The 20,489-nt window shown below is 66.7% G+C and carries 17 protein-coding genes; 8 read left to right on the forward strand and 9 right to left on the reverse strand.

Translation table 11 applies throughout. The annotated features are described in order from the left end of the window. Nucleotides 1-272: 272 nt before the first annotated feature. The 4 genes from ARADN35_RS0113695 to ARADN35_RS0113710 all read right to left on the reverse strand — a co-directional run bounded on the left by ARADN35_RS0113695 (nucleotide 273) and on the right by ARADN35_RS0113710 (nucleotide 7,751). Nucleotides 273-1,568 (reverse strand): DUF445 domain-containing protein, encoded by a 1,296-nt coding sequence (locus tag ARADN35_RS0113695; protein ID WP_010463030.1) that lies wholly within the window; start codon nucleotides 1,566-1,568, stop codon nucleotides 273-275. A gap of 33 nt (nucleotides 1,569-1,601) precedes the next feature. After that, nucleotides 1,602-2,741, reverse strand: coding sequence for an aminotransferase class V-fold PLP-dependent enzyme (locus ARADN35_RS0113700; protein WP_010463031.1), 1,140 nt, complete (start codon nucleotides 2,739-2,741; stop codon nucleotides 1,602-1,604). A 39-nt stretch (nucleotides 2,742-2,780) separates the two neighbouring features. Continuing rightward, the gene (locus tag ARADN35_RS0113705) at nucleotides 2,781-6,053 is read right to left on the reverse strand and encodes an acetyl-CoA carboxylase family protein (protein ID WP_029414010.1); all 3,273 of its coding nucleotides are present in this window, start codon (nucleotides 6,051-6,053) and stop codon (nucleotides 2,781-2,783) included. A gap of 87 nt (nucleotides 6,054-6,140) precedes the next feature. Further along, nucleotides 6,141-7,751 (reverse strand): AMP-binding protein, encoded by a 1,611-nt coding sequence (locus tag ARADN35_RS0113710; protein WP_010463036.1) that lies wholly within the window; start codon nucleotides 7,749-7,751, stop codon nucleotides 6,141-6,143. Between the two features lie 155 nt (nucleotides 7,752-7,906). Between ARADN35_RS0113710 and ARADN35_RS0113715 the strand changes: the two genes are divergently transcribed. From ARADN35_RS0113715 to ltaE, 3 genes are all read left to right on the forward strand, one after another. Further along, nucleotides 7,907-8,557 carry a TetR/AcrR family transcriptional regulator gene (locus ARADN35_RS0113715; RefSeq protein ID WP_010463038.1) on the forward strand — a complete coding sequence of 217 codons (651 nt, stop codon included), beginning with the start codon at nucleotides 7,907-7,909 and terminating at the stop codon, nucleotides 8,555-8,557. Between the two features lie 73 nt (nucleotides 8,558-8,630). Further along, a complete protein-coding gene (locus tag ARADN35_RS0113720; protein WP_010463040.1) occupies nucleotides 8,631-9,881 on the forward strand; it encodes a branched-chain amino acid ABC transporter substrate-binding protein in 1,251 nt (416 codons plus the stop codon). A 108-nt stretch (nucleotides 9,882-9,989) separates the two neighbouring features. Beyond that, nucleotides 9,990-11,057, forward strand: coding sequence for a low-specificity L-threonine aldolase (ltaE, locus tag ARADN35_RS0113725; protein ID WP_010463042.1), 1,068 nt, complete (start codon nucleotides 9,990-9,992; stop codon nucleotides 11,055-11,057). Between the two features lie 253 nt (nucleotides 11,058-11,310). On the opposite strand, the gene ARADN35_RS0113730 is transcribed toward ltaE, so the two are convergent. Next, nucleotides 11,311-12,018, reverse strand: a complete 708-nt coding sequence (locus ARADN35_RS0113730) for a YggS family pyridoxal phosphate-dependent enzyme (RefSeq protein ID WP_029414011.1) — start codon at nucleotides 12,016-12,018, stop codon at nucleotides 11,311-11,313. Between the two features lie 37 nt (nucleotides 12,019-12,055). Between ARADN35_RS0113730 and ARADN35_RS0113735 the strand changes: the two genes are divergently transcribed. The 4 genes from ARADN35_RS0113735 (at nucleotide 12,056) to ARADN35_RS0113750 (ending at nucleotide 16,072) form a co-directional block, all read left to right on the forward strand. Then, nucleotides 12,056-13,099 (forward strand): type IV pilus twitching motility protein PilT, encoded by a 1,044-nt coding sequence (locus ARADN35_RS0113735; protein ID WP_010463046.1) that lies wholly within the window; start codon nucleotides 12,056-12,058, stop codon nucleotides 13,097-13,099. A gap of 57 nt (nucleotides 13,100-13,156) precedes the next feature. Further along, complete coding sequence (locus tag ARADN35_RS0113740) at nucleotides 13,157-13,792, forward strand: Crp/Fnr family transcriptional regulator (protein ID WP_010463048.1); 636 nt, start codon at nucleotides 13,157-13,159, stop codon at nucleotides 13,790-13,792. A 61-nt stretch (nucleotides 13,793-13,853) separates the two neighbouring features. Further along, the gene (locus tag ARADN35_RS0113745) at nucleotides 13,854-14,990 is read left to right on the forward strand and encodes a PilT/PilU family type 4a pilus ATPase (protein WP_010463050.1); all 1,137 of its coding nucleotides are present in this window, start codon (nucleotides 13,854-13,856) and stop codon (nucleotides 14,988-14,990) included. Nucleotides 14,991-15,157: 167 nt separating this feature from the next. After that, nucleotides 15,158-16,072, forward strand: coding sequence for an NAD(P)-dependent oxidoreductase (locus tag ARADN35_RS0113750; RefSeq protein ID WP_010463051.1), 915 nt, complete (start codon nucleotides 15,158-15,160; stop codon nucleotides 16,070-16,072). A gap of 261 nt (nucleotides 16,073-16,333) precedes the next feature. On the opposite strand, the gene ARADN35_RS0113755 is transcribed toward ARADN35_RS0113750, so the two are convergent. The 3 genes from ARADN35_RS0113755 to ARADN35_RS0113765 all read right to left on the reverse strand — a co-directional run bounded on the left by ARADN35_RS0113755 (nucleotide 16,334) and on the right by ARADN35_RS0113765 (nucleotide 18,112). Then, nucleotides 16,334-17,002 (reverse strand): BON domain-containing protein, encoded by a 669-nt coding sequence (locus ARADN35_RS0113755; RefSeq protein WP_010463053.1) that lies wholly within the window; start codon nucleotides 17,000-17,002, stop codon nucleotides 16,334-16,336. After that, a complete protein-coding gene (locus tag ARADN35_RS0113760) occupies nucleotides 16,999-17,601 on the reverse strand; it encodes an SIS domain-containing protein (protein WP_010463055.1) in 603 nt (200 codons plus the stop codon). Before ARADN35_RS0113760 ends, ARADN35_RS0113755 begins: the two co-directional genes overlap by 4 nt. 100 nt (nucleotides 17,602-17,701) lie before the next feature. Then, a complete protein-coding gene (locus ARADN35_RS0113765; protein ID WP_010463057.1) occupies nucleotides 17,702-18,112 on the reverse strand; it encodes a YraN family protein in 411 nt (136 codons plus the stop codon). Between ARADN35_RS0113765 and rsmI the strand changes: the two genes are divergently transcribed. Further along, nucleotides 18,112-19,065 (forward strand): 16S rRNA (cytidine(1402)-2'-O)-methyltransferase, encoded by a 954-nt coding sequence (rsmI, locus tag ARADN35_RS0113770; protein WP_010463059.1) that lies wholly within the window; start codon nucleotides 18,112-18,114, stop codon nucleotides 19,063-19,065. The genes ARADN35_RS0113765 and rsmI overlap by 1 nt on opposite strands. Before the next feature lie 136 nt (nucleotides 19,066-19,201). Here the strand turns inward: rsmI and ARADN35_RS0113775 are convergent, their stop codons facing one another. Then, complete coding sequence (locus ARADN35_RS0113775) at nucleotides 19,202-20,458, reverse strand: Hsp70 family protein (RefSeq protein ID WP_010463060.1); 1,257 nt, start codon at nucleotides 20,456-20,458, stop codon at nucleotides 19,202-19,204. Nucleotides 20,459-20,489 lie beyond the last annotated feature (31 nt).

Raw genomic sequence — 20,489 nt, forward strand, 5'->3', positions numbered from 1 at the left:
CAAAGCGAGTTCCACGGCGCACCCCGCAACCGCCCCGACGCAGGTTTGCCCCGTAGCGAAGCGCAGGGGTCGCAGACTGGGGGTCGCCTTTCTTTTGGGTACTTTTCTTTGGCGAAGCAAAGAACAAGTACCTCGCCCGCCGGGGCGAGTCCCGGCTTCCGCACTCAACACCAGCATGCTTTTCTAACCAGCACGCCCAGGTTTCGACAAGCTCAGCCCGAACGGTTGGGGTGGAGCGCCCTGGCTTCGACAGGCGCAGCCCGAACGGGTGGTCAACTGCCCACCACCGCACGCCCAATCTCCCCCGCATGCGACACCACAAACAGCACCAACCCAATCAACCCACCCACCACCGTCCCATTGATCCGGATGTACTGCAGGTCCTTGCCAATGTTCAGCTCAATCAGCTGCGTCATCTCCTCGGTATCCCACCGCCGCACCGTCTCCTCAATGTGCTGCGCAATGAACGCCGACACATCCGGCGCCAGGTCCTCCACCCAACGTTCCAGCCGATCATTGAACGACTGCCTGAGCGCCGCATCCCCCGCCAGAGACTCCCCCAGCCACAACCCCAACTTGCCCACCTGCCGCGCAAGCACCGAATCGGCATCGGCCAGGTCGCGCTGCAACGCACCTCGCAGGTCCAGCCACAAGGTCTGCACATAGCCGCCCACAGTGGCGTCGGTCTGCAACCAGGTGCGGATCTCCTCGCCCTTGCGCGCCCATTCCGGATCGCAGCGCAGGCGCTCGATGAAGCGCTGCACCGCCGCATCAAACTGCGCGCGCAAGGCATGCTGCGGGTTGCCGGCGACGTCGGCCATCACGCTCTCCAGAGCGCGTGCCAGCAGGGCCGAGCCCTTGTCGCCCAGCCAGTCGCTGGGCAACAGCTTTTCGGTGCGCGGGTGGTCCTTCTTGAGCCACAGCACGATGCTATGGGCCACCCAGGCGCGGGTTTCCTCGTTGTGCAGCAATTCGATGAGTTTCTCCAGCACGTCGTCCAGCAGCGCCTGGTGGCGGCCGTTGTGCGTGAGGGTGTCGAGCACCGCCGCCAGGGCGCGCGACATGTCCACCTGCCCGATCAGCGTGCGCGCGGCCTTCTGGATAAAGCGCTCCACCTGCGCATCCTGCACCGTCTCCAGCGCGGCCGATGCCAGGCGCGTGGCCTGGTGCCCCAGCAGCGCGGCGTTGCCGGGCGCCGTCAACCACTGCGCCAGCCGCTCGGCGGGGTCGTGCCGGCGGATCAGCGCGACCAGCGAGGGCACATCGAGAAACTTGTCGCGCACAAATGTGGCCAGGTTGCGGCCAATGCGCGCCTGGTTGCGCGCGATGACCGCGGTGTGCGGAATGGGCAAACCCAGCGGGCGGCGGAACAGCGCCACCACCGCGAACCAATCCGCCAGCGCGCCCACCATGGCGGCCTCGGCCACGGCTTTCACGCCGTTGAGCCACAGGCCGCGCTCCACCACGCTAGTGGCAATGAACACGGCTGTGACCAGCAGCAACAACCCCAGCGCCTGCCGCTTGGCACGCCGCAAGGCGAGGGTTGCGCTGTCAGCTTCGGCGCTCATCAGGCCTGACCCGCCGACTTCGACGGCAGGCCGTCAGGCAGCCGCCGCAATCTGGTCCAGCGCCTTCGACAGATGGCCCACGCTGCGGTCCACGTTGTGCCACTTCTCGAGGCCAAAAAGCCCGATGCGGAAGGTCTTGAACTCGGGCCCTTCGTCGCACTGCAGCGGCACGCCCGCAGCGGTCTGCAAACCCACTTCCAGAAACTTCTTGCCGTTCTGGATGCCGGGGTCGGTGGTGTAGCTCACCACCACGCCAGGGGCCTTGAAGCCCTCGGCGGCCACGCTGGGGAAGCCACGCGATTCGAGCAGTGCGCGCACCTTGGCGCCCAGCTCGATCTGCTCGTCGCGCACCTTGGCAAAGCCATAGGCGCGCGTCTCGGCCATCACTTCGGACAGGCGCACCAGCGCGTCGGTGGGCATGGTGGTGTGGTACGCGTGCTGGCCCTTTTCATAGCCCTCGGCGATCTGCATCCACTTCTTGAGGTCGCACGAGAAACTGCTGCTCGTGGTGCCGTCGATGGCCTGTCGCGCGCGCTCACTCAGCATCACCATGGCGCAGCAGGGCGAGCCGCTCCAGCCCTTTTGCGGCGCGCTGATGAGCACATCCACGCCGGTGGCCTGCATGTCCACCCACATGGCGCCGGACGCCACGCAGTCCAGCACGAACAGCGCGCCCACCTCGTGGGCCGCAGCCGTCACGGTGCGGATGTAGTCGTCGGACAGGATGATGCCGCTGGCCGTCTCCACATGGGGGGCGAACACCACCTTGGGCTTCTCGGCGCGGATGGTGGCTGCGACTTCGTCGGCCGGGCATGGCGCCCAGGGCGCCTGCGGGCCGCTGCCCTGCGGGCGCGCCTTGCACACCACCGAGCCGCCGCCCAGGCCCTTGTCGGCGTCGAAGATCTGCGTCCAGCGGTAGCTGAACCAGCCGTTTCGCACGATGAGCACCTTTTCCTTGTTGGCGAACTGGCGGGCCACGGCCTCCATGCCGAAGGTGCCGCTGCCGGGCACCAGCACGGCGGTGTGGGCGTGGTAGACCTCTTTCAGCGTGCCCAGAATGTCCTGCACCACGCCGGTGAAGCGCTTGGACATGTGGTTGAGCGCGCGGTCGGTGTAGACCACCGAAAATTCGAGCAGGCCATCGGGGTCGATATCGGGCAAAAGGCCGGGCATGGGCAATCTCTCCGTTGAACAAATCAGCGGGTCAGCTTATCACCACGTGTCCACGAAACGGTGCCCCAGCTGCGCCACCTGCGCCGATGCCAACCCGCGCGCCAGCCACGCCCGCGTGTCAGCCGGGTCGATCACCGCGTCGATCTCCAGCGTGGCGGCCATGTGCATCGCCTCGCCATTGGCGTAGGACTTGGCCAGCAGCTTGGCAAACAGCGCATCGCGCTCGGCGCCTTCGGGCAGCGCCTCCAGCTCCTTGCGAAAGCCCAGGCGCACTGCGCCTTCGAGCCCCATGGCGCCGAACTCTCCTGTGGGCCAGGCGACAGTGAACACGGGCGCATGGAAGCCCCCGGCCGTCATGCCCATGGCACCCAGGCCGTAGCCCTTGCGCAGCACCACGCTGAAGGTGGGTACACGCAGGCTGGCGGCGGTGACGAACAGGCGGCTCACGTGGCGCACCTGGGCCGTGGCTTCGACCTCGGGGCCGACCATGAATCCGGGTGTGTCCACCAGGCTCACGATGGGCAGGCCATGTGCATTGCACAGCTGCATGAAGCGCGCGCCCTTGTCGGCCGCATCGGCGTCAATGGCGCCGCCCAGGTGCTGCGGGTTGTTGGCCAGCAGGCCCACGGGGCGGCCTTCGATGCGCGCGAGTGCGGTGTGGATGCCGGCACCGAAGCCGGTGCGCAGCAGCAGCAGGCTGCCCTCGTCGACCAGGCCCGCCATCGCCGTGCGGGTGTCGTACACGCGCAGGCGGTTCTCTGGCACCACGGCGCGCAGCAGGCGCTGGTCGGGTGCAGACCACTGCGATGTGCGGCCCTGGAAGAACGACAGGTAGTGGCGCGCAGCCTGCACCGCCCCGGCTTCGTCGTCCACCAGCACGTCGATCACGCCATTGGCATGCTGCACGCGGCTGGGGCCGATCTGCTCGGGCTTGAAGACGCCCAGTCCGCCGCCTTCGATCATGGCCGGGCCGCCCATGCCGATGTTGCTGCCGCGCGTGGCGATGATCACATCGCTGCAGCCCAGCAGCGCCGCGTTGCCCGCAAAGCACCGCCCCGCCGCGATGCCGATCACCGGCACCTGGCCCGACAGTGCGGCGTAGCTGGCAAACGTGTGCACGTGCAGGCCTGCCACGATGGGCATGTCGGTATCGCCCGGGCGTCCACCGCCGCCTTCGGCAAACAGCACCACCGGGAGCTTCTGCGCCAGCGCGATGCCGAGCATACGGTCGGTCTTGGCGTGGTTGCGCGCGCCCTGGGTGCCAGCCAGCACGGTGGCGTCGTACGACATGACCACGGCGCGGGACTTCTCGTCGCCAAACAGTGCGCCATTGATGCCGCCAATGCCCGTGACCATGCCATCGGCGGGCGTGTTGGCAATCAGGTCCTCCTTGCTGCGGCGGCGCGCCTGCGCGGCGATGGCGAGGGCGCCATATTCGATGAAGCTGCCGTCGTCGCACAGGTCGGCAATGTTCTCGCGCGCGGAGCGGCCACCTTGCGCGTGGCGCTTGGCCATGGCGTCGGGGCGCGCCGCGTCGAGCGTGAAGGCGTGGCGGTCGATCACGCGTTGCAGGTCGGCGCGGATGTGGTGCGGGTCATGTGCCATACCGCCCTGCACTTCGACATCGGCCGCCTCATCCACCGCGTCCAGCACCAGCAGCGGCTGCCCCTGCGCGATGTAGCCACCGGCCACGGCCAGCAGCGCGCCGACGCGGCCCGCGTGTGGGGCCAGCAGCACATGCTCCATCTTCATGGCTTCGAGCACGGCCAGCTCGGCGCCGGCAGCGACCACGTCGCCCTCGGCCACGCTGAGCTGCACCAGGCGGGCGGGCATGGGGGCCAGCACGGCGCCTTCGGGTGCAGGCATTGAGAAATTTGAGTCTTTTTGGCCGCTAGCGCTTGATGGATAAGCGCTAGCAGCTATGTTTTTTGAAGCATTTAGCAATTCAGGCAACACGGATTCCAGCCAGCGTGTGTGCACCTGCTGGCTCTCCATCTCAGGCCGTGTTGCCAGCGCCTGCAGCAGCGCGAGGTTGGTGGCCACACCGTCGATGCGGCACTCGGCCAGCGCGCGCTGCGAGCGGCGCAGCGCATCGGCAAAACGCGGGCTGCGCGTGTGCACGATGAGCTTGGCCAGCAGCGTGTCGTAGTGCGGTGACGGCGCGGCGCCCGCTGCGCCATGGGTGTCCACACGCACGCCGGGGCCTGTGGGCAGGTCAAAGCGCTTCAGCGTGCCGCTGCCGGGCGTGGCGCCGCCCTGCGCATCCAGCGTCTCGGCGTTGATGCGCCACTGCACCGCAAAGCCCAACACGGCAGGCGGTGCGGCAGGGTCGAGGCCGATGTCTTGCAACGTGCGGCCCGCGGCCAGCGCGATCTGCGCCTGCACCAGGTCCACGCCGGTGACCTCTTCGGTGATGGTGTGCTCCACCTGCAGGCGCGGGTTGCATTCGATGAAGACAAACGGCAGGTCGCTCGACGCCAAGTCCACCAGAAACTCGAAGGTGCCCAGGCCTTCGTACTGCACCGCCCGCGCCATGGACAGTGCGGCGGTGGTGATGCGCTCGCGCAGCGCTGCGGGCAGCGAAGGGCTGGGCGCGATCTCCACCACCTTCTGAAAGCGCCGCTGCAGCGTGCATTCGCGCTCGCCCAGCGCGATCACTTCGCGTCCGTCGCCCAGCACCTGCACCTCGATATGGCGGGCGTTGCCCATCAGGCGCTCCACGTACACGCCGTCCACACCAAAGGCGGCCTGCGCCTCGCTGCGGCAGCGCGCGTAGGCAGCGGGCAAGTCATCGGCCGACGCCACCGCACGCATGCCCCGCCCGCCGCCGCCACCGATGGCCTTGATCACGATGCCTGCATGGGCGTGCTGCCCAAAGAAGGCCTGCGCCTCCTGCAGCGTCACCGCCGCCTGCGTGCCAGGCATGAGCGGCACGCTCTGCTGCTGCGCCAGCGCACGGGCCTGCGCCTTGTCGCCGAACAGCGCGAGCTGCGCAGGCGTGGGGCCGATGAAGCGCAGCCCCGCCTCGGCGCACGCGCGGGCAAAGTCGGCACGCTCGCTCAAGAAGCCGTAGCCCGGGTGCACGGCATCGCAGCCCTGCGCCTGGGCAATGGTGATGAGGCGTGCGCCGTCCAGGTACGCCGCCGGGCCGGTGGCGCCCAGTGCCACGGCCGCACTGGCTGCGTGCACATGGGGGCTGGCGGCGTCATCGTCGGCATACACGGCCACGCTGGCAATGCCCAGGTCGTGCAGGGCGCGCACAGTGCGCAGTGCGATTTCGCCCCGGTTGGCAACCAGCACTTTGGTGAACAGAACAGAAGATGGCATGGGGCAGTCGCTATATTTTGTATAGCTGCCAGCGCATATTCATCAGGCGCAAACAGCCAATTTCTCACTCAATCAAGCAATATCCCGAAGCAGGCGGCGCAGCACTTTGCCAGCGCCAGTGGCGGGCAGTGCGTCGATGAAACGCACCTCGCGCGGGGCTTTGTAGGGGGCCATGTTCTCGCGACACCAGGCCACCAGGCCGGCGGCGTCCAACTCCTGGCCGGGCTTCTTGACGATGAAGGCGCGCACCACCTCGCCCTTTTCTGCATCGGGCACGCCAATCACAGCGGCCTGGGCCACGGCGGGGTGTTTGATGAGCAAGGTCTCGACCTCTTCGGGGAACACGCTGTAGCCCGAAACCTTGATCATTTCCTTGAAACGGCCGATGAAGGTGACATAGCCATCCGCATCGATCTTGCCCATGTCGCCGGTGTAGACCCAGCCGTCACGCAGGGTCTTGGCCGTGGCGTCGGGCTTGTTCCAGTAGCCCTTGAAGTTGCCGGGGCCGTGGATGGTGATCTCGCCCACATCGCCAACGGCCAGCGGTGTGCCGGTGTCGGGGTCGACGATGCGCAGGGTGTTACCCGGCACGGGCTTGCCCTGGGTGCCCCAGCGAATGGCGTCCACCGGCATGGCGGTATCCACCGTGTGGGTTTCCGACAGGCCATAGGCCGCCTCGTGCGCAATGCAGTTCGGCGCGAACTGCTGCCACTGCTGCGCCAGCGCCTCGGTGAAGGTGATGCCAAAGCTCGTGACCGGGTTGCGGCGCAGCGCGCTCCAGTCCATGTCGCGTGCGCCTGGCACCTGCATGAGCGCGCCGTTCATGGGCGCGATGCTGTACCACCAGGTCACGCGGTGGCGCTCCAGAGCCTGGGCCACGCCCAGTGGGTCAAAACGGTACAGCAGCACGGCGGTGGCGCCGGTGTAGACCGGCAGGTTCACGCCCATCACCATGCCGGCGATGTGGTACAGCGGCGCCACGGCCAGCAGCGTTTCGTGCGGCGTCATGCCGTTGCAGTCGGCCGAGGCAGCGGTCTTGAACGTGGCATTGCCATAGCTCAGCATCGCGCCCTTCGGTAACCCGGTGGTGCCCGAGGTGTAGGTCATCAGCGAGACGTCGTCCATCGACAGCGCCACGGGCGTGGGCATCGCGCCTGTGCGGGTGGCGGCCAGGAAGTCTTCGCAGCCCGCAGGCACCGGCGCCATGGCGGCGCGCATGGCCAGCAGCTCGGCGGGTACGTCGATGCTGGGCGCGCCCTCGGGCAGCAGCTCGGCATAGCGCACCACAAACACCTGCTGCAGCGCGGTCTTCGCGCGCACCTTGTCCACCACGGGCAGCAGCACATCGGCCGCGACGATCACGCGCGCCTGCAGGTCGGTGAGCTGGTACTCCAGCTCATGCTCCTTGTTCAGCGGCCCGCAAGGACAGACGATGGCGCCGATCTTCTGGATGCCGTAGTGCGCCATCACGTACTGCGGGCAGTTGTTCATGAACAGCGCCACGGGCTCGCCCTTGGCCACACCCAGCGCCTGCAGGCGCGCGGCAAATGCATCACTGGCCGCATCAAGCTGCGCCCACGTGAGGGGCTGGCCGTACCAGAGGTAGGCGATGCGGTCGGGCGTTTCGCGCGCGTGGCGGCGCAGGTGTTCGTGCAGCGGCAGCTGCGGTGCGGCAGAAGGCATGGCGTTGTCTCCGAGGTGTCTGGAATCGCTGGTTCTTGGCGGCCACTCAGGGTTTTCTCTGGGTGGCCGCACCCGCCAGCGTCTTGCCAATATATACCGCTCGGTAGAACAATGCTACCCATGGGTATAAATCAAACGTCGCGCAAAGGACACCGATGAACCAGCAGCCCCCCGTGCAGGCCAGCGGCCGCCAGAAGGCCGCCACGGCCGGGTCGGACGAGAAGCGTGAACGCATCCTGCGCGCAGCCGAGGCGCTGTTCGATGCGCAGGGCTACGCCAACACCACCATCGAGCAGATCGTGCAGCAGCTGGGCGTGACCAAGCCCTTTGTGTACTACTACTTCCGCAACAAGCAGGAGATCTTCGAGACGCTGTCGTGGGCGCCTGCCGTGGCGTGTTTCACTGCGATGGACTTTGCGGCGGACGATGACCGGCCTGCGCATGTGAAGGTGACGGAGGGCATCGAGCGGCTGATTCGCGCGACGCTGGCGCACCACCCGTCGGCGTTCTTCCCGTACCGCGAGCCGCAGGTCTACCGGCCCGAGTACCTGGCGGCGCAAAAGCATCTGGCGAACCACTTCTACGACCAGTTGTGCGCGCTGCTCGAACAGGGCCGCGACGACGGCATGTTCGAGTTCAACGACACCAAGATCACCGCGCTGGCCGCGTGCAGCCTGCCCGGCTTTCTCTACAACTGGTACCGGCCCGACGGCCGCCTGTCGCAGGACGAGGTGGCGCAGGAGCTGGCACAACTGGCTTGGCGCGTGCTGGGCCTGCGGCGCACCCGCAAGCGGGACACCGCATAGCACCCCACGCCCCTCTGCGGCGGCGCCCCATCAGACCAAGACAAGCCTTACAACGACAGGAGACAAAGACACCATGAATACCGCCTTCCTCACCACCCCACTGGCCGCCGCGGCAGCCTTGCTCATCGGCACGGCCGTCAGCGCGCAGGAGACCTTCAAGGTCGCCTACATCGACCCGCTGTCCGGCCCGTTCGCCAACGTGGGCGAGCTGATGCTCACGCACACGCAGTACGCCATCGAGGACATCAACGCCAAGGGTGGCGTGCTCAAGGGCATGAAGCTGCAGCTGCTGCAGTTCGACAGCAAGCTCTCGGCGCAGGAGAGCCAGAGCGCGCTGCAGGCCGCCATCGACCAGGGCGCCAAGGCCATCGTGACCGGCGGCTCGGGCTCATCGGTGGTCACGGCGCTGGTGCAGGCCGCAGCGCGCCACAACCAGCGCAACCCGGGCAAGGAGATCCTGGTGCTGAACCACTCGTCCATCGACCCCGAGCTGACGGGCAAGGCGTGCAACTTCTGGCACTTCCAGTTTGAAGCCAACACGGCCATGAAGATGAAGGCCATTGCCAACTACATCAAGAAGCAGCCGGACATCAAGAAGGTGTATCTGCTGAACCAGGACTACGCGCACGGCAAGCAGTGGGCGCACTACGGCCGCGAAATGGTGGGTCTGGCGCGGCCCGACATCCAGTTCGTGGGCGAGGCGCTGCACCCCATCGGCCGCGTGAAGGACTTTGCGCCCTACCTCGCCAAGGTCAAGAGCAGCGAGGCCGACTCGGTCATCACCGGCAACTGGGGGCAGGACATGACGCTGCTGCTCAAGGCTGCGGGCGATGCGGGCTACAACCTGCGCTACTTCAATCACAGCGCGGGCTCCATTCCTGGCACGGTGCTGGCGGTGTCGCAGGCCAAACAGGGCCAGCTGACCTGGGTGGCCGAATGGCACCCGGGCCAGGCCGATACGCCCAAAGTGGATGCGCTGGCCAAGGCCTACAAGGCCAAGACGACCAAGGACTTCCTTGCACCACGCATCGAGATGACGCCACGCTTTCTGGCGGCGGCCATCAACAAGGCCCAGTCCACGGACCCGGTGAAGGTGGCACGCGCGCTGGAAGAGCTGACCATCGACTCGGTGGTGGGCCCCGTGCGCATGCGCGGCGAGGACCACCAGCTGCTGCTGCCGCAGGTGGTCAACACCATCGCGCCGGTGGACGGCAAGACGGTCAAGGCCGGTTGGGAAGGCACGAACTACGGCTTTCGCACCGATGCGGCCTACACCGGCAATGAGCTGGCGCAAGGCACCGACTGCAAGATGAACCGGCCCTGACGCCGCGGCTTGGGAAGGGGCCGTAACCCCACAGCGGCAGCCGCCACGGAGCGCCGCTACCATGGCCGGTCATTGCATTCATTGACCCGACCCACAAGGACCGCGCCCATGCCCGACTTTCGCAGCGACACCGTCACCCAGCCCACGCCCGCCATGCGCGAGGCCATGTTCAAGGCCCCGCTGGGCGACGATGTGTTTGCCGACGACCCTTCGGTGAACGCACTGCAGGAGCATGCGGCGCAGCTGCTGGGCTTCGAGGCCGCGCTGTTCGCGCCCTCGGGCACGCAGACCAACCTGATTGCGCTGTGGGGCCACTGCCAGCGCGGCGACGAGGCCATCGTGGGCCAGAGCTGGCACACCTACCGCTGGGAGGCCGGCGGCATGGCGGTGCTGGGCTCCATCCAGCCTCAGCCCGTGGAAACCCAGCCCGATGGCACGCTGCGCGTCAGCGACATCACCGCTGCCATCAAGCCGGACGACCCGCATTTCGCGCGCACCCGCCTGGTGGTGCTGGAGAACACGACCGGCGGCCAGGTGCTGCCGCCCGCCTACGTCGCCGAGGTGGCCCAGCTGGCGCGCAGCCGGGGGCTGGCGATGCACCTGGACGGCGCACGGATGTTCAACGCCGCCACGGCCAATGCGGCGCGCCACGGCACCGATGTGTATGACGAGGCGCGTGCGCTGTGCAGCCATTTCGATTCGGCGTCGCTGTGTCTGAGCAAGGGCCTGGGCGCGCCCGTGGGTTCGCTGGTGCTGGGCACGCGCGACTTCATCCGCCAGGCCCGCCGCACCCGCAAGATCCTGGGCGGCGGCATGCGCCAGGCCGGCGTGCTGGCCGCTGCGGGCCACTACGCGCTGGAGCACCACGTGCGCCGCCTGGCCGACGACCACGCGAACCTGGCGCGTCTGGCCCAGGGGCTGAGCGATATCAACCAGAGCCATCCGGTGCTGCAGGGCAAGATCACGGTCCACCCCTGGCAGACCAACATCCTCTTCACCGACCTGCATGCGGATGTGGCCCCGGCCTTCACGGCCTGGCTGGCCGAGCACGGCGTGCGGGTGACGAGCAGCCTGTACGGCGTCGCCACCCGCCTGCGCTGGGTGGCGCATCTGGACGTGAGCGAGGCGGATGTGACAGCAGCACTGGACTGCGTGGGGCGTTTCACCGGCAGGTAAGGCAGGAGCGGCGCCCCCCTACGTGCGCCTTTTCCCCGCGCCGTTCAATACCGACACGCTTCAAGCCAGTGACCGCCGCGCAAGGGCCGCCCCGCAGCGCTGGCGGTGTCCCCCTTCCCGAATTGCGTAGCAATTCGAGAGAAGGGGCTGAGGGCCGCGGCTCCAAGCCTGCCTGCGCAGGCTTGGACGGCCTGAAGAGCTGCCGACTGCGGCGGCCAGCACCGAGGCGCGCAGCGCCACAGGGGGTTGCCCTCTAGTTTCTGCCGCCGAAGATGCCGGTGCCCACGCGCACGAGGGTGCTGCCGGCGTGGATGGCGGCCTCCAGGTCGGCCGTCATGCCCAGGGACAGGGTGTCGAAGCGCTCGAGGCGGGGTTCCTGCAGCGCCGCTATCTGGTCGAAAAGCGCCTTGGCGCTCGCATGAAGGGCGCGTTGTGCTTCAAATTCAGGAGCATGGTCCGGAATGCTCATGATCCCACGCACCACCAGCCGTGGCAGTTTCGCGACAGCGCGAACCAATTCCAAGGCCTCAGTCGGCGCCACGCCCGACTTGGTGGGGCCGCCATCGATGTTGACCTGCACGCATATTTGTAACGGCGCCAGATGCTCCGGGCGCTGGGCCGACAGGCGCTCGGCGATCTTCAGGCGGTCCACCGTGTGGACCCAGTCAAAGTGCTCGGCCACCAGGCGCGTCTTGTTGCTCTGGATGGGCCCGATGCAGTGCCACTGCAGCGCCACGCCGGGCTGGGCAGTGCGCAGGGCGACGATCTTGTCCACCCCTTCCTGGATGTAGTTCTCGCCAAAGTCGCGCTGGCCGGCGGCCACGGCCTCGGCCACGGCGTCGGCGCCAAAGGTCTTGGAAACCGCCAGCAGGGAAACGCCGGCCGGATCGCGCCCGGCAGCTTTGCATGCCTGCGCCATCCTGCCCAGAACCTGTTGGAGGTTGTTAGCAATCGTGGTCATAATGTTTGGCAAGCGTACCAAACGATAGAGGGACTCCGTGGACATTACCCAACTGCTCGCGTTCAGCGTCAAGAACAAGGCCTCTGACCTGCACCTTTCCGCAGGCCTGCCGCCCATGATCCGGGTCCACGGCGACGTGCGGCGCATCAACGTCGATGCGCTCGACCACAAGACGGTGCATGCCATGGTGTACGACATCATGAGCGACTCGCAGCGCAAGACGTATGAAGAGTTCCTCGAGGTCGACTTCTCGTTCGAAATCGAAGGCCTGGCACGTTTCCGGGTCAACGCCTTCAACCAGAACCGCGGCGCGGCCGCCGTGTTCCGGACCATTCCGAGCAAGATCCTGACGCTGGAGCAGCTCAATGCGCCCAAGATCTTCGGCGACCTGGCCCTCAAACCTCGCGGCCTCGTGCTGGTGACCGGCCCCACGGGCTCGGGCAAGTCCACCACGCTCGCAGCCATGGTGAACTACCTCAACGAAACCGAGTACGGCCACATCCTCACGGTGGAAGACCCGATCGAGTTCGTGCACGAGTCCAAGAAGTGCCTGATCAACCAGCGTGAAGTGGGCCCGATGACGCTGTCGTTCGCGGCCGCGCTGAAGTCCGCGCTGCGCGAAGACCCGGACGCCATCCTGGTGGGCGAAATGCGCGACCTGGAAACCATCCGCCTGGCCATGACGGCGGCGGAAACGGGCCACTTGGTGTTCGGCACGCTGCACACGTCCAGCGCCGCCAAGACCATCGACCGGATCATCGACGTGTTCCCCGCCGAAGAAAAGGAAATGGTCCGTGCGATGCTCTCCGAATCGCTGCAGGCCGTGATTTCGCAGACGCTGTGCAAGACCAAGGATGGCTCGGGCCGCGTGGCGGCACACGAAATCATGCTGGGCACCAGCGCCATCCGCAACCTGATCCGCGAGGCCAAGGTGGCGCAGATGTACTCCACCATCCAGACCAGCAACAGCGTCGGCATGCAGACGCTGGACCAGAACCTCACCGACCTCGTGCGGCGCAACATCATCAGCCCCGCCGAGGCGCGCGCCAAGGCCAAGATTCCTGAGAATTTCCCTGGCTGATCTGCGCCCACCCATGTACCTAGCGGCCTCACGATGTGCCGCACACCGGAGCACTGTATGAAAGGCATTCTGAGCCTTCTGAAAATGAAAACCCGGGGTGGCAAGCCCGCGGAGGATCACACGGATTCCGTGCTGTTCTCCACGGCCTTTGCCGGCCAGGGCGTGGACGATTCGATGCTGGTGCCCTGGGAAGCCCGTGCGGTGGAAGTGGGCGCCAAGCGCCTGCCCACGAGCCGTGGCGGCAAGCTGCTGCAGGGGCTGTGGGCCAAGGACAAATACATGGCGCACCTGGACAAGGACGCCGTGGAGCGCATGGAGCGCTTCTTCGAATTTGCGGCCATTCCGTCCAACCGCGACGTGATCCGCCAGGACGAGTACGGCAACTTCATGGTGGTGCTGCTCACCGGCACCATCGCCGTGGACCGCGTGCAGCCCTGGGGCGAGCAACTGCGCCTGGCCGAGACACGGCCGGGCGACATCCTGGGCGAGATGTCGCTGCTGGACAGCGGCATCCGCTTTTCGGCCTGCACCACGCTCACGGACTGCGAAATTGCCGTGCTGAGCGCCGAAGCCATGGACGACATGATGACCAAGGACCCGCAGCTGGCCGCCAGCCTGATTGCGCTGCTGGCCCGCAAGCTGTCGCTGCGCCTGCGTGTAGTGAGTGCCCGCCTGAGCGACAACCAGAAATAATGATGCGGCGAACCAAGACCCACGGTCGACCGACCGACGAACAGACCCGGGAGAAACTCTGATGGAACGCGATCAGGCCAGTAAATTCATCAATGACCTGCTCAAGTTGATGGTGGGCCGCAACGGCAGCGACTTGTTCATCACCGCGGAGTTTCCGCCCGCCATCAAGGTGGACGGCAAGGTGACAAAAGTGTCGCCCCAGCCACTCTCGCCCAACCATACGCTCACGCTGGCGCGCGCAGTGATGAGCGACAAACAGGTGGCGGACTTCGAGCGCACCAAGGAGTGCAACTTCGCCATCTCGCCCGCGGGCATCGGGCGCTTTCGGGTGAACGCGTTCATCCAGCAGGGCAAGGTTGGCATGGTGATGCGGACGATTCCGCTCACATTGCCCACCATCGACGGACTGGGCGTGCCCCAGGTGCTCAAGGAAGTGACGATGGCCAAGCGCGGCCTGTGCATCCTGGTGGGTGCCACGGGCTCGGGCAAGTCGACCACGCTGGCCGCCATGGTGGACTGGCGCAACGAGAACTCGTTCGGCCACATCATCACGGTGGAAGACCCGGTGGAATTCGTGCACCCGCACAAGAACTGCGTGGTCACGCAGCGCGAAGTGGGCCTGGACACCGACAGCTGGGAAGCAGCCCTGAAGAACACGCTGCGTCAGGCGCCCGACGTGATCCTGATGGGCGAAATCCGCGACCGCGAAACCATGGAGCATGCCGTGGCCTTTGCGGAAACCGGCCACTTGTGCCTGGCCACGCTGCACGCCAACAGCGCCAACCAGGCGCTGGACCGGATCATCAACTTCTTCCCTGAAGAGCGCCGTCCGCAGCTGCTGATGGACCTGTCGCTCAACCTGCGCGCCATGGTGTCGCAGCGCCTGATCCCCAAGCAGGACGGCAAGGGCCGGGCAGCCGCCGTGGAGATCATGCTCAATACACCGCTGATCTCCGACCTGATCTTCAAGGGCGATGTCCACGAAATCAAGGAGATCATGAAGAAGAGCCGCAACCTCGGTATGCAGACTTTTGACCAGGCGCTGTTCGACCTGTACGAGGCCAACCTGATTACGTACGAAGATGCGCTGCGCAACGCCGACTCGCTCAATGACCTGCGCCTGCAGATCAAGCTCAACAGCCAGCGCGCCAAGTCGCCCGACCTTGCGTCGGGTACCGAGCATTTCGCGATTGTGTGACACCCCCCTGAGCGGCTGCGCCGCTTCCCCCTTCTCTCGCGCGGCGCGCGGGAAGGAGGACGGCGCCAGTGGCCTGGCAAAGCCAGTTCCACGGCGTCCGCTGGCCCCGGCCGCGCCAGTTTCAAACGCCGCCGACATGGCTGCCTTTTCTCACAAGAACCATTTCCATGCCAAGCACCAACCCCCGCAACTACGACGCCACCCCTTCCCGCAAGGTCGCCTTTCTGGGCTTGGGTGTGATGGGCTACCCGATGGCCGGACACCTTGCACTGGCCGGGCATGAGGTGACGGTGTACAACCGGACCGCTACTAAATCAATAGCTTGGTGCGCAGAGTATGCAAGCGCCAAGGCGCCAAAACACGCTGCAACGCCGCACGAAGCCGCTGCGGGCGCGGACATCGTGTTCTGCTGCGTGGGCAACGACGATGACCTGCGCTCCGTCACGCTGGGCGCGGACGGCGCCTTTGCGGGCATGAAGCCGGGCGCGGTCTTTGTGGACCACACCACCGCGTCGGCCGAAGTGGCGCGCGAGCTGCACGCAGCTGCCAAGGCCCTGGGCCTGCAGTTTGTGGATGCGCCCGTGTCGGGCGGCCAAGCCGGTGCGCAGAACGGTCTGCTCACCGTGATGTGTGGTGGCGATGCGGCAGCCTTCGAGGCCGCCCAGCCGGTGGCCATGGCGTTCTCGCGCGCCTTCACGCTGCTGGGTGAAAGCGGCGCGGGCCAGCTGGCCAAGATGGTCAACCAGATCTGTATTGCCGGACTGGTGCAGGCCCTGTCCGAGGCGGTGGCGTTTGGTCAGAACGCGGGCCTGGACATGAAACAAGTCCTCGACGTGATCGGCAAGGGCGCAGCCCAGAGCTGGCAGATGGACAACCGTGGCAAGTCCATGGTGGACGACAAGTTCGACTTCGGCTTTGCCGTGGACTGGATGCGCAAGGACCTGGGCCTGGTGCTCGACGAAGCCAAGCGCAACGGCTCACGCGTGCCCGTGACGGCACTGGTGGACCAGTTCTACGCCGATGTGCAGAAGATGGGCGGCAACCGCTGGGACACGTCGAGCCTTGTCAAAAGGCTGAAGTAGGCGCCCTGGCCGGTTCCCCTGAGTTGCCTGCGGCGCCTCGGTAGCACGCGCCAGAGGCGCGGCCTCTTCGGCCTGTCCAAACCTGCCTGCGCAGGCAGGTTTGGAGCCGCAGGCCTCAGCCCCCAAGGGGGCATGCAGCGCCAGTTCTTCGCCGCCGCGTTCGGTGTGAGCCGCCCACAAAAAATCCCGGCCGCTTGGTGCGCGCCGGGATTTTTTGTTCAGCGGTTGTGCAGGCTATCGAGCCTGACCGACCGACTGCTTTCAGCCGCCGGGCGATGCGCTGTTGTCCGTGGTCACGGGCGCGGGCTGCGGTGCGATGCGGCGCAGCTCTTCTTCCGAGACGATCTCGAACACGCGCACGACCTTGCTCACGCCGCTCACGCCCCGGGCGATCTCGGTGGCTCGGTTGGCCTCGCGCTGCGATACGCGGCCCATCAGGTAGACGATGTTGCGCTCGGTCACCACCTTGAAGGAGTTGGCCGAGATGTCCTGGGCGTCCACCAGACTGGCGCGCACCTTGCCCGTGATGAAGGTGTCGTTGGAGCGCTGGCTCAAGCTGCTGGCGGGCAACACGGCCAGGTCATTGACCACCGAGCGCGCGTTCTCCACCTGCGACACGATCTGCTCGACAGTCTGGCGGTCCTGGGCGCTGGGCACCTCGCCCGTCAGCAGGGTCTGGCGGTTGTAGCTGGTCACGTTGACGTGGGCGCGGTCGCCCAGGGTTTCGCGGATGCGGTTGGCGGCACGCAGCTCGATGCCTTCGTCTTCGATTTGCGTGCCGGTCGTGCGGCGGTCCACGGCCATCACGCCGCCCACCACCGCGCCTCCGACGATCAACGGCGCGCAGGCCGAGAGGCCCGCCGCCAGGGCGGCAGCGGCCAGCACGGTGCACACCGTGCGCTCAGTACGGTTCATGGTTGTTTGCTTCATAGCGGAATCTCCTGTTCACCAAGTAACTGGGCGTCCACGCCGTCGCTCAGGCAATGCAGCACCAGGGCATGGACTTCTCGCACGCGTGCGGCGCGGTCGTGGGGCACGCTGATCAACACATCGGTCTCGCGCAACATGGCGGCCAGCTTGCCGCCCGTGCGGCCAGCCAGCACCACCACGGTCATGTCGCGCTCGTGGGCGGCTTCGGCGGCGGCCAGCAGGTTGGCGTCGTTGCCGGTGACCGACAGGGCCAGCAGCACGTCCCCCGCCTGGCCCAGCGCCCGCACCTGGCGGGCAAACTGCTGCGCGGCATCGTGGCTGCCGCCCGCCGCAGCGGTGAGCAAGGTGCTGTCGGACGTGAGGGCCAGCGCCGCCAGCTCGGGCCGCTCACGCTCGAAACCGGCCACACAGAACGCGGCGAACTGCTGCGCCTCGGCGGCCGAGGGGCCATTGCCGCAGGCCATCACCTTGCCGCCGCTGGTCACACAGGCCAGGACGGCCTGCACGGCGGCGGCGATGGGATGGCTCAAAACCTGCGCGGCCTGGTACTTCAGGTCAGCGCTGTCGATGAAATGCTGTTGGATGCGTTGCTCAAGCATGAGGGCCCGATGATACCCGCCGCGTGTTACAGCTTTTGTAGCAAACCGTAGTCACCGGCATTGCGCTGGCGCCCAAAATGGCCATGGGGGACGGACGCACCTACTGCGCATCGAAGGCCGCCTTGAGCCACTGCGTCGATGCCTCGACCAGCACCACGTCAAAGCGGCAGGGCGGCGGGGAAGGCATGCGCAGCAGGTAGTGCCGGGCTGCAAAAATGATGCGCTGCTGCTTCGTGGCACTGATGCTGGCCCCAGCGCCCCCAAAGGCACTGCCTGCACGGCTGCGCACTTCGACAAACACCAGCGTGCCGTCCCGTTCGCGCATCACCAGGTCGATCTCGCCACCACCACGCCCGGGCGTCCGATAATTGCGCACCACCAGTTGCAGGCCGGCTGCCTGCAGATGGGCCAGGGCCTGGTCCTCCGCCACATTGCCGCGTTCACGCGTGGTGGTGGTTTTGGCAGCCAGACCGGGTGCCCCCGCCGGTTTTCTCTTTCCAAGGAATTTCATTGAGCGCATCTTTCGCTTCAGCCCAGGGCGCCGCGCGCGAAGCGGCGGCTGCGCAGCATTATCCCGAGGGCGCCCTGTACGTGGTGGCCACGCCCATCGGCAACCTGGCCGACATCACCTTGCGCGCGCTGCATGTGCTGCAGATGGCCGACACCGTGGCCTGCGAGGACACGCGCCATACACAATCCATGCTGCGCGCCTACGGCATCGACAAAGGTGCCGCGCAGTTGCTGGCCGTGCACCAGCACAACGAGGCCGAGGCTGCCCAGAACGTGGTGCAGCGGCTGCAGCAGGGGCAGCGCGTGGTGTATGTGAGCGACGCAGGCACGCCTGGCGTGAGCGACCCCGGTGCCCGGCTGGTGGCCGCCGTGCAGGCGGCCGGCCTGCGTGCCGTGCCCCTGCCCGGCGCCAGCAGCATCACCACGGCGCTGAGCGTGGCAGGCGCCGTGGCCCACAGCACCGAACATGGCGGCTTCGTGTTTGCGGGCTTTCTGCCCGTCAAGAATGCCGAACGCGCCACGGTGATTGCGCAGCAGCTGGCCCACGAGCCGCGCTGCGTGGTGCTGCTCGAAGCCCCCCACCGCATCAACGAACTGGCCCAGGCTCTGGCGGTGCTGGGCGATCGCCCGGTAACCCTGGCGCGGGAATTGACCAAACAGTTCGAGGAAGTGACCACACGGCCCGCCCGTGAGCTCACGGCGTGGCTCGACGGCGCCCCCCAGCGCTCGCGCGGCGAGTTTGTGGTGCTGCTGCACCCGGTGGCGGTGGCCAGCGACGATGGCGCCAGCCTGCGCGTGTTGCGCCTGCTGGTGCAGGAGCTGCCACTGAAAACCGCCGTGCGCCTGGCAGCCGAGATCACGGGTGCATCGCGCAACGTGCTGTACGACACGGCACTGGCGTGGAAGCGCAGCGGTGCGGACGATGAAGACGAAGCAGGCGACGCCGGAGACTGACGAAGCCTTGGATTTGAGGCTAAATAGCACCTAGCGCTTGATAGGAAAGCGCAAGCAGCTATATTTTCAATAGCAAACCTACTCGCTACGGCGAACTCCCCCCATCGGCCGTGGCGCCGCTGCACCTCTTCCAGATCTATCGCCCCGACACTGCCAATCCGGCCGCCACCCCGCCGAACAGATCGCCTTCGACCTGCGGGGTAGCGGGAAACGCGGCCTTGAGCGCCTGGCGCAGCGGCCGCAGGGCCGACGAGCCCCCGGTGAGATAGATCGCATCAAGCCCCTGCAGACCCAGGCCCGCCAGCTGAACGCATTCGTGCGCGCAGGCCACCACCTGTTCGAGGGGTTGCAACAGAAACTGTGCCAGTCCCTCCGGCGTCACGGCGGCGCCAAGTCCAGCCTCGATCCAGTCCAGTGGCATGGGCGCTTCGGCATCGGCCAGCGAGGCTGCAATCTTGGCCTGCTCCACCGTGTTGGCCATGCGGTGCCCCAGGCGCTCGTGCAGCACCCGCATGAGCCGCGCGTGCAGCCGTGCGTCTGAATAGTCCGTGCGCAGGTTCTGCGCATCGCGCAGCGCGCGCGGCGAGTACAACCACTGGATCAGGTGCCAGGTGGACAAATCAAAGAACACCCGGCTGGGCACCTCGCGCCCCGTGGGCCCGGTATGCCGAAATCCCAGCAAGGGCATCAACAGGTCCAGACTCAGCCGCCGGTCAAAGTCGGTGCCACCCACGTGCACGCCGGTAGTGGCCAGCACGTCGCTGCCGCGCTCAGCGCGCGCCATGCGCTCAGGCCCGAGCCGCACCACCGTGAAGTCCGACGTCCCGCCCCCAATGTCCACCACCAGTACCAGCGACTCGTGCGCGATGCGCTGCTCGTAGTCCAGCGCTGCGGCAATCGGCTCCAGCTGGAACGACACCTCGGCAAACCCCGCGTCCAGTGCCGCCTGGCGCAACGCATCTTCCGCCTGCTGGTCCCGGTCGGCATCCCCGTCCACGAAATGCACCGGGCGCCCCATCACCACCCGGGCGGGCATGCCGCCCAGCTCATCGCGCGCCTTTTGCACCAGCATGCGCAAGAAGAGGCTGATGATGTCCTGGTAGCTCACCATCTTGTTGTGCACCGCCGTCTTGTCCTGGAGCAGCGCACTGCCGAGCAGGCTCTTGAGCGATCGCATCAGTCGCCCCTCGGTGCCCGCCAGGTACTGCCCCACGGCATCCCGGCCAAAGTGCGTGCGATGGTCCTCGGCATTAAAAAACAACGCGGTGGGCAGTGTGTGCGCACTCCCCTCCAGCGAAATCATCCGCGCCAACCCCGCCCCCTGGCGCACGGCCATCGCGGAGTTGGAAGTGCCAAAGTCGATACCGAGGGTGGTGTCCTTCAAAAGGGGCATGGGTCAAATGTCGAAACGATGGGGACGGGTC

Origin of the sequence: Acidovorax radicis N35 (assembly GCF_000204195.1) — a bacterium.
GTDB lineage: Bacteria > Pseudomonadota > Gammaproteobacteria > Burkholderiales > Burkholderiaceae_C > Acidovorax > Acidovorax radicis.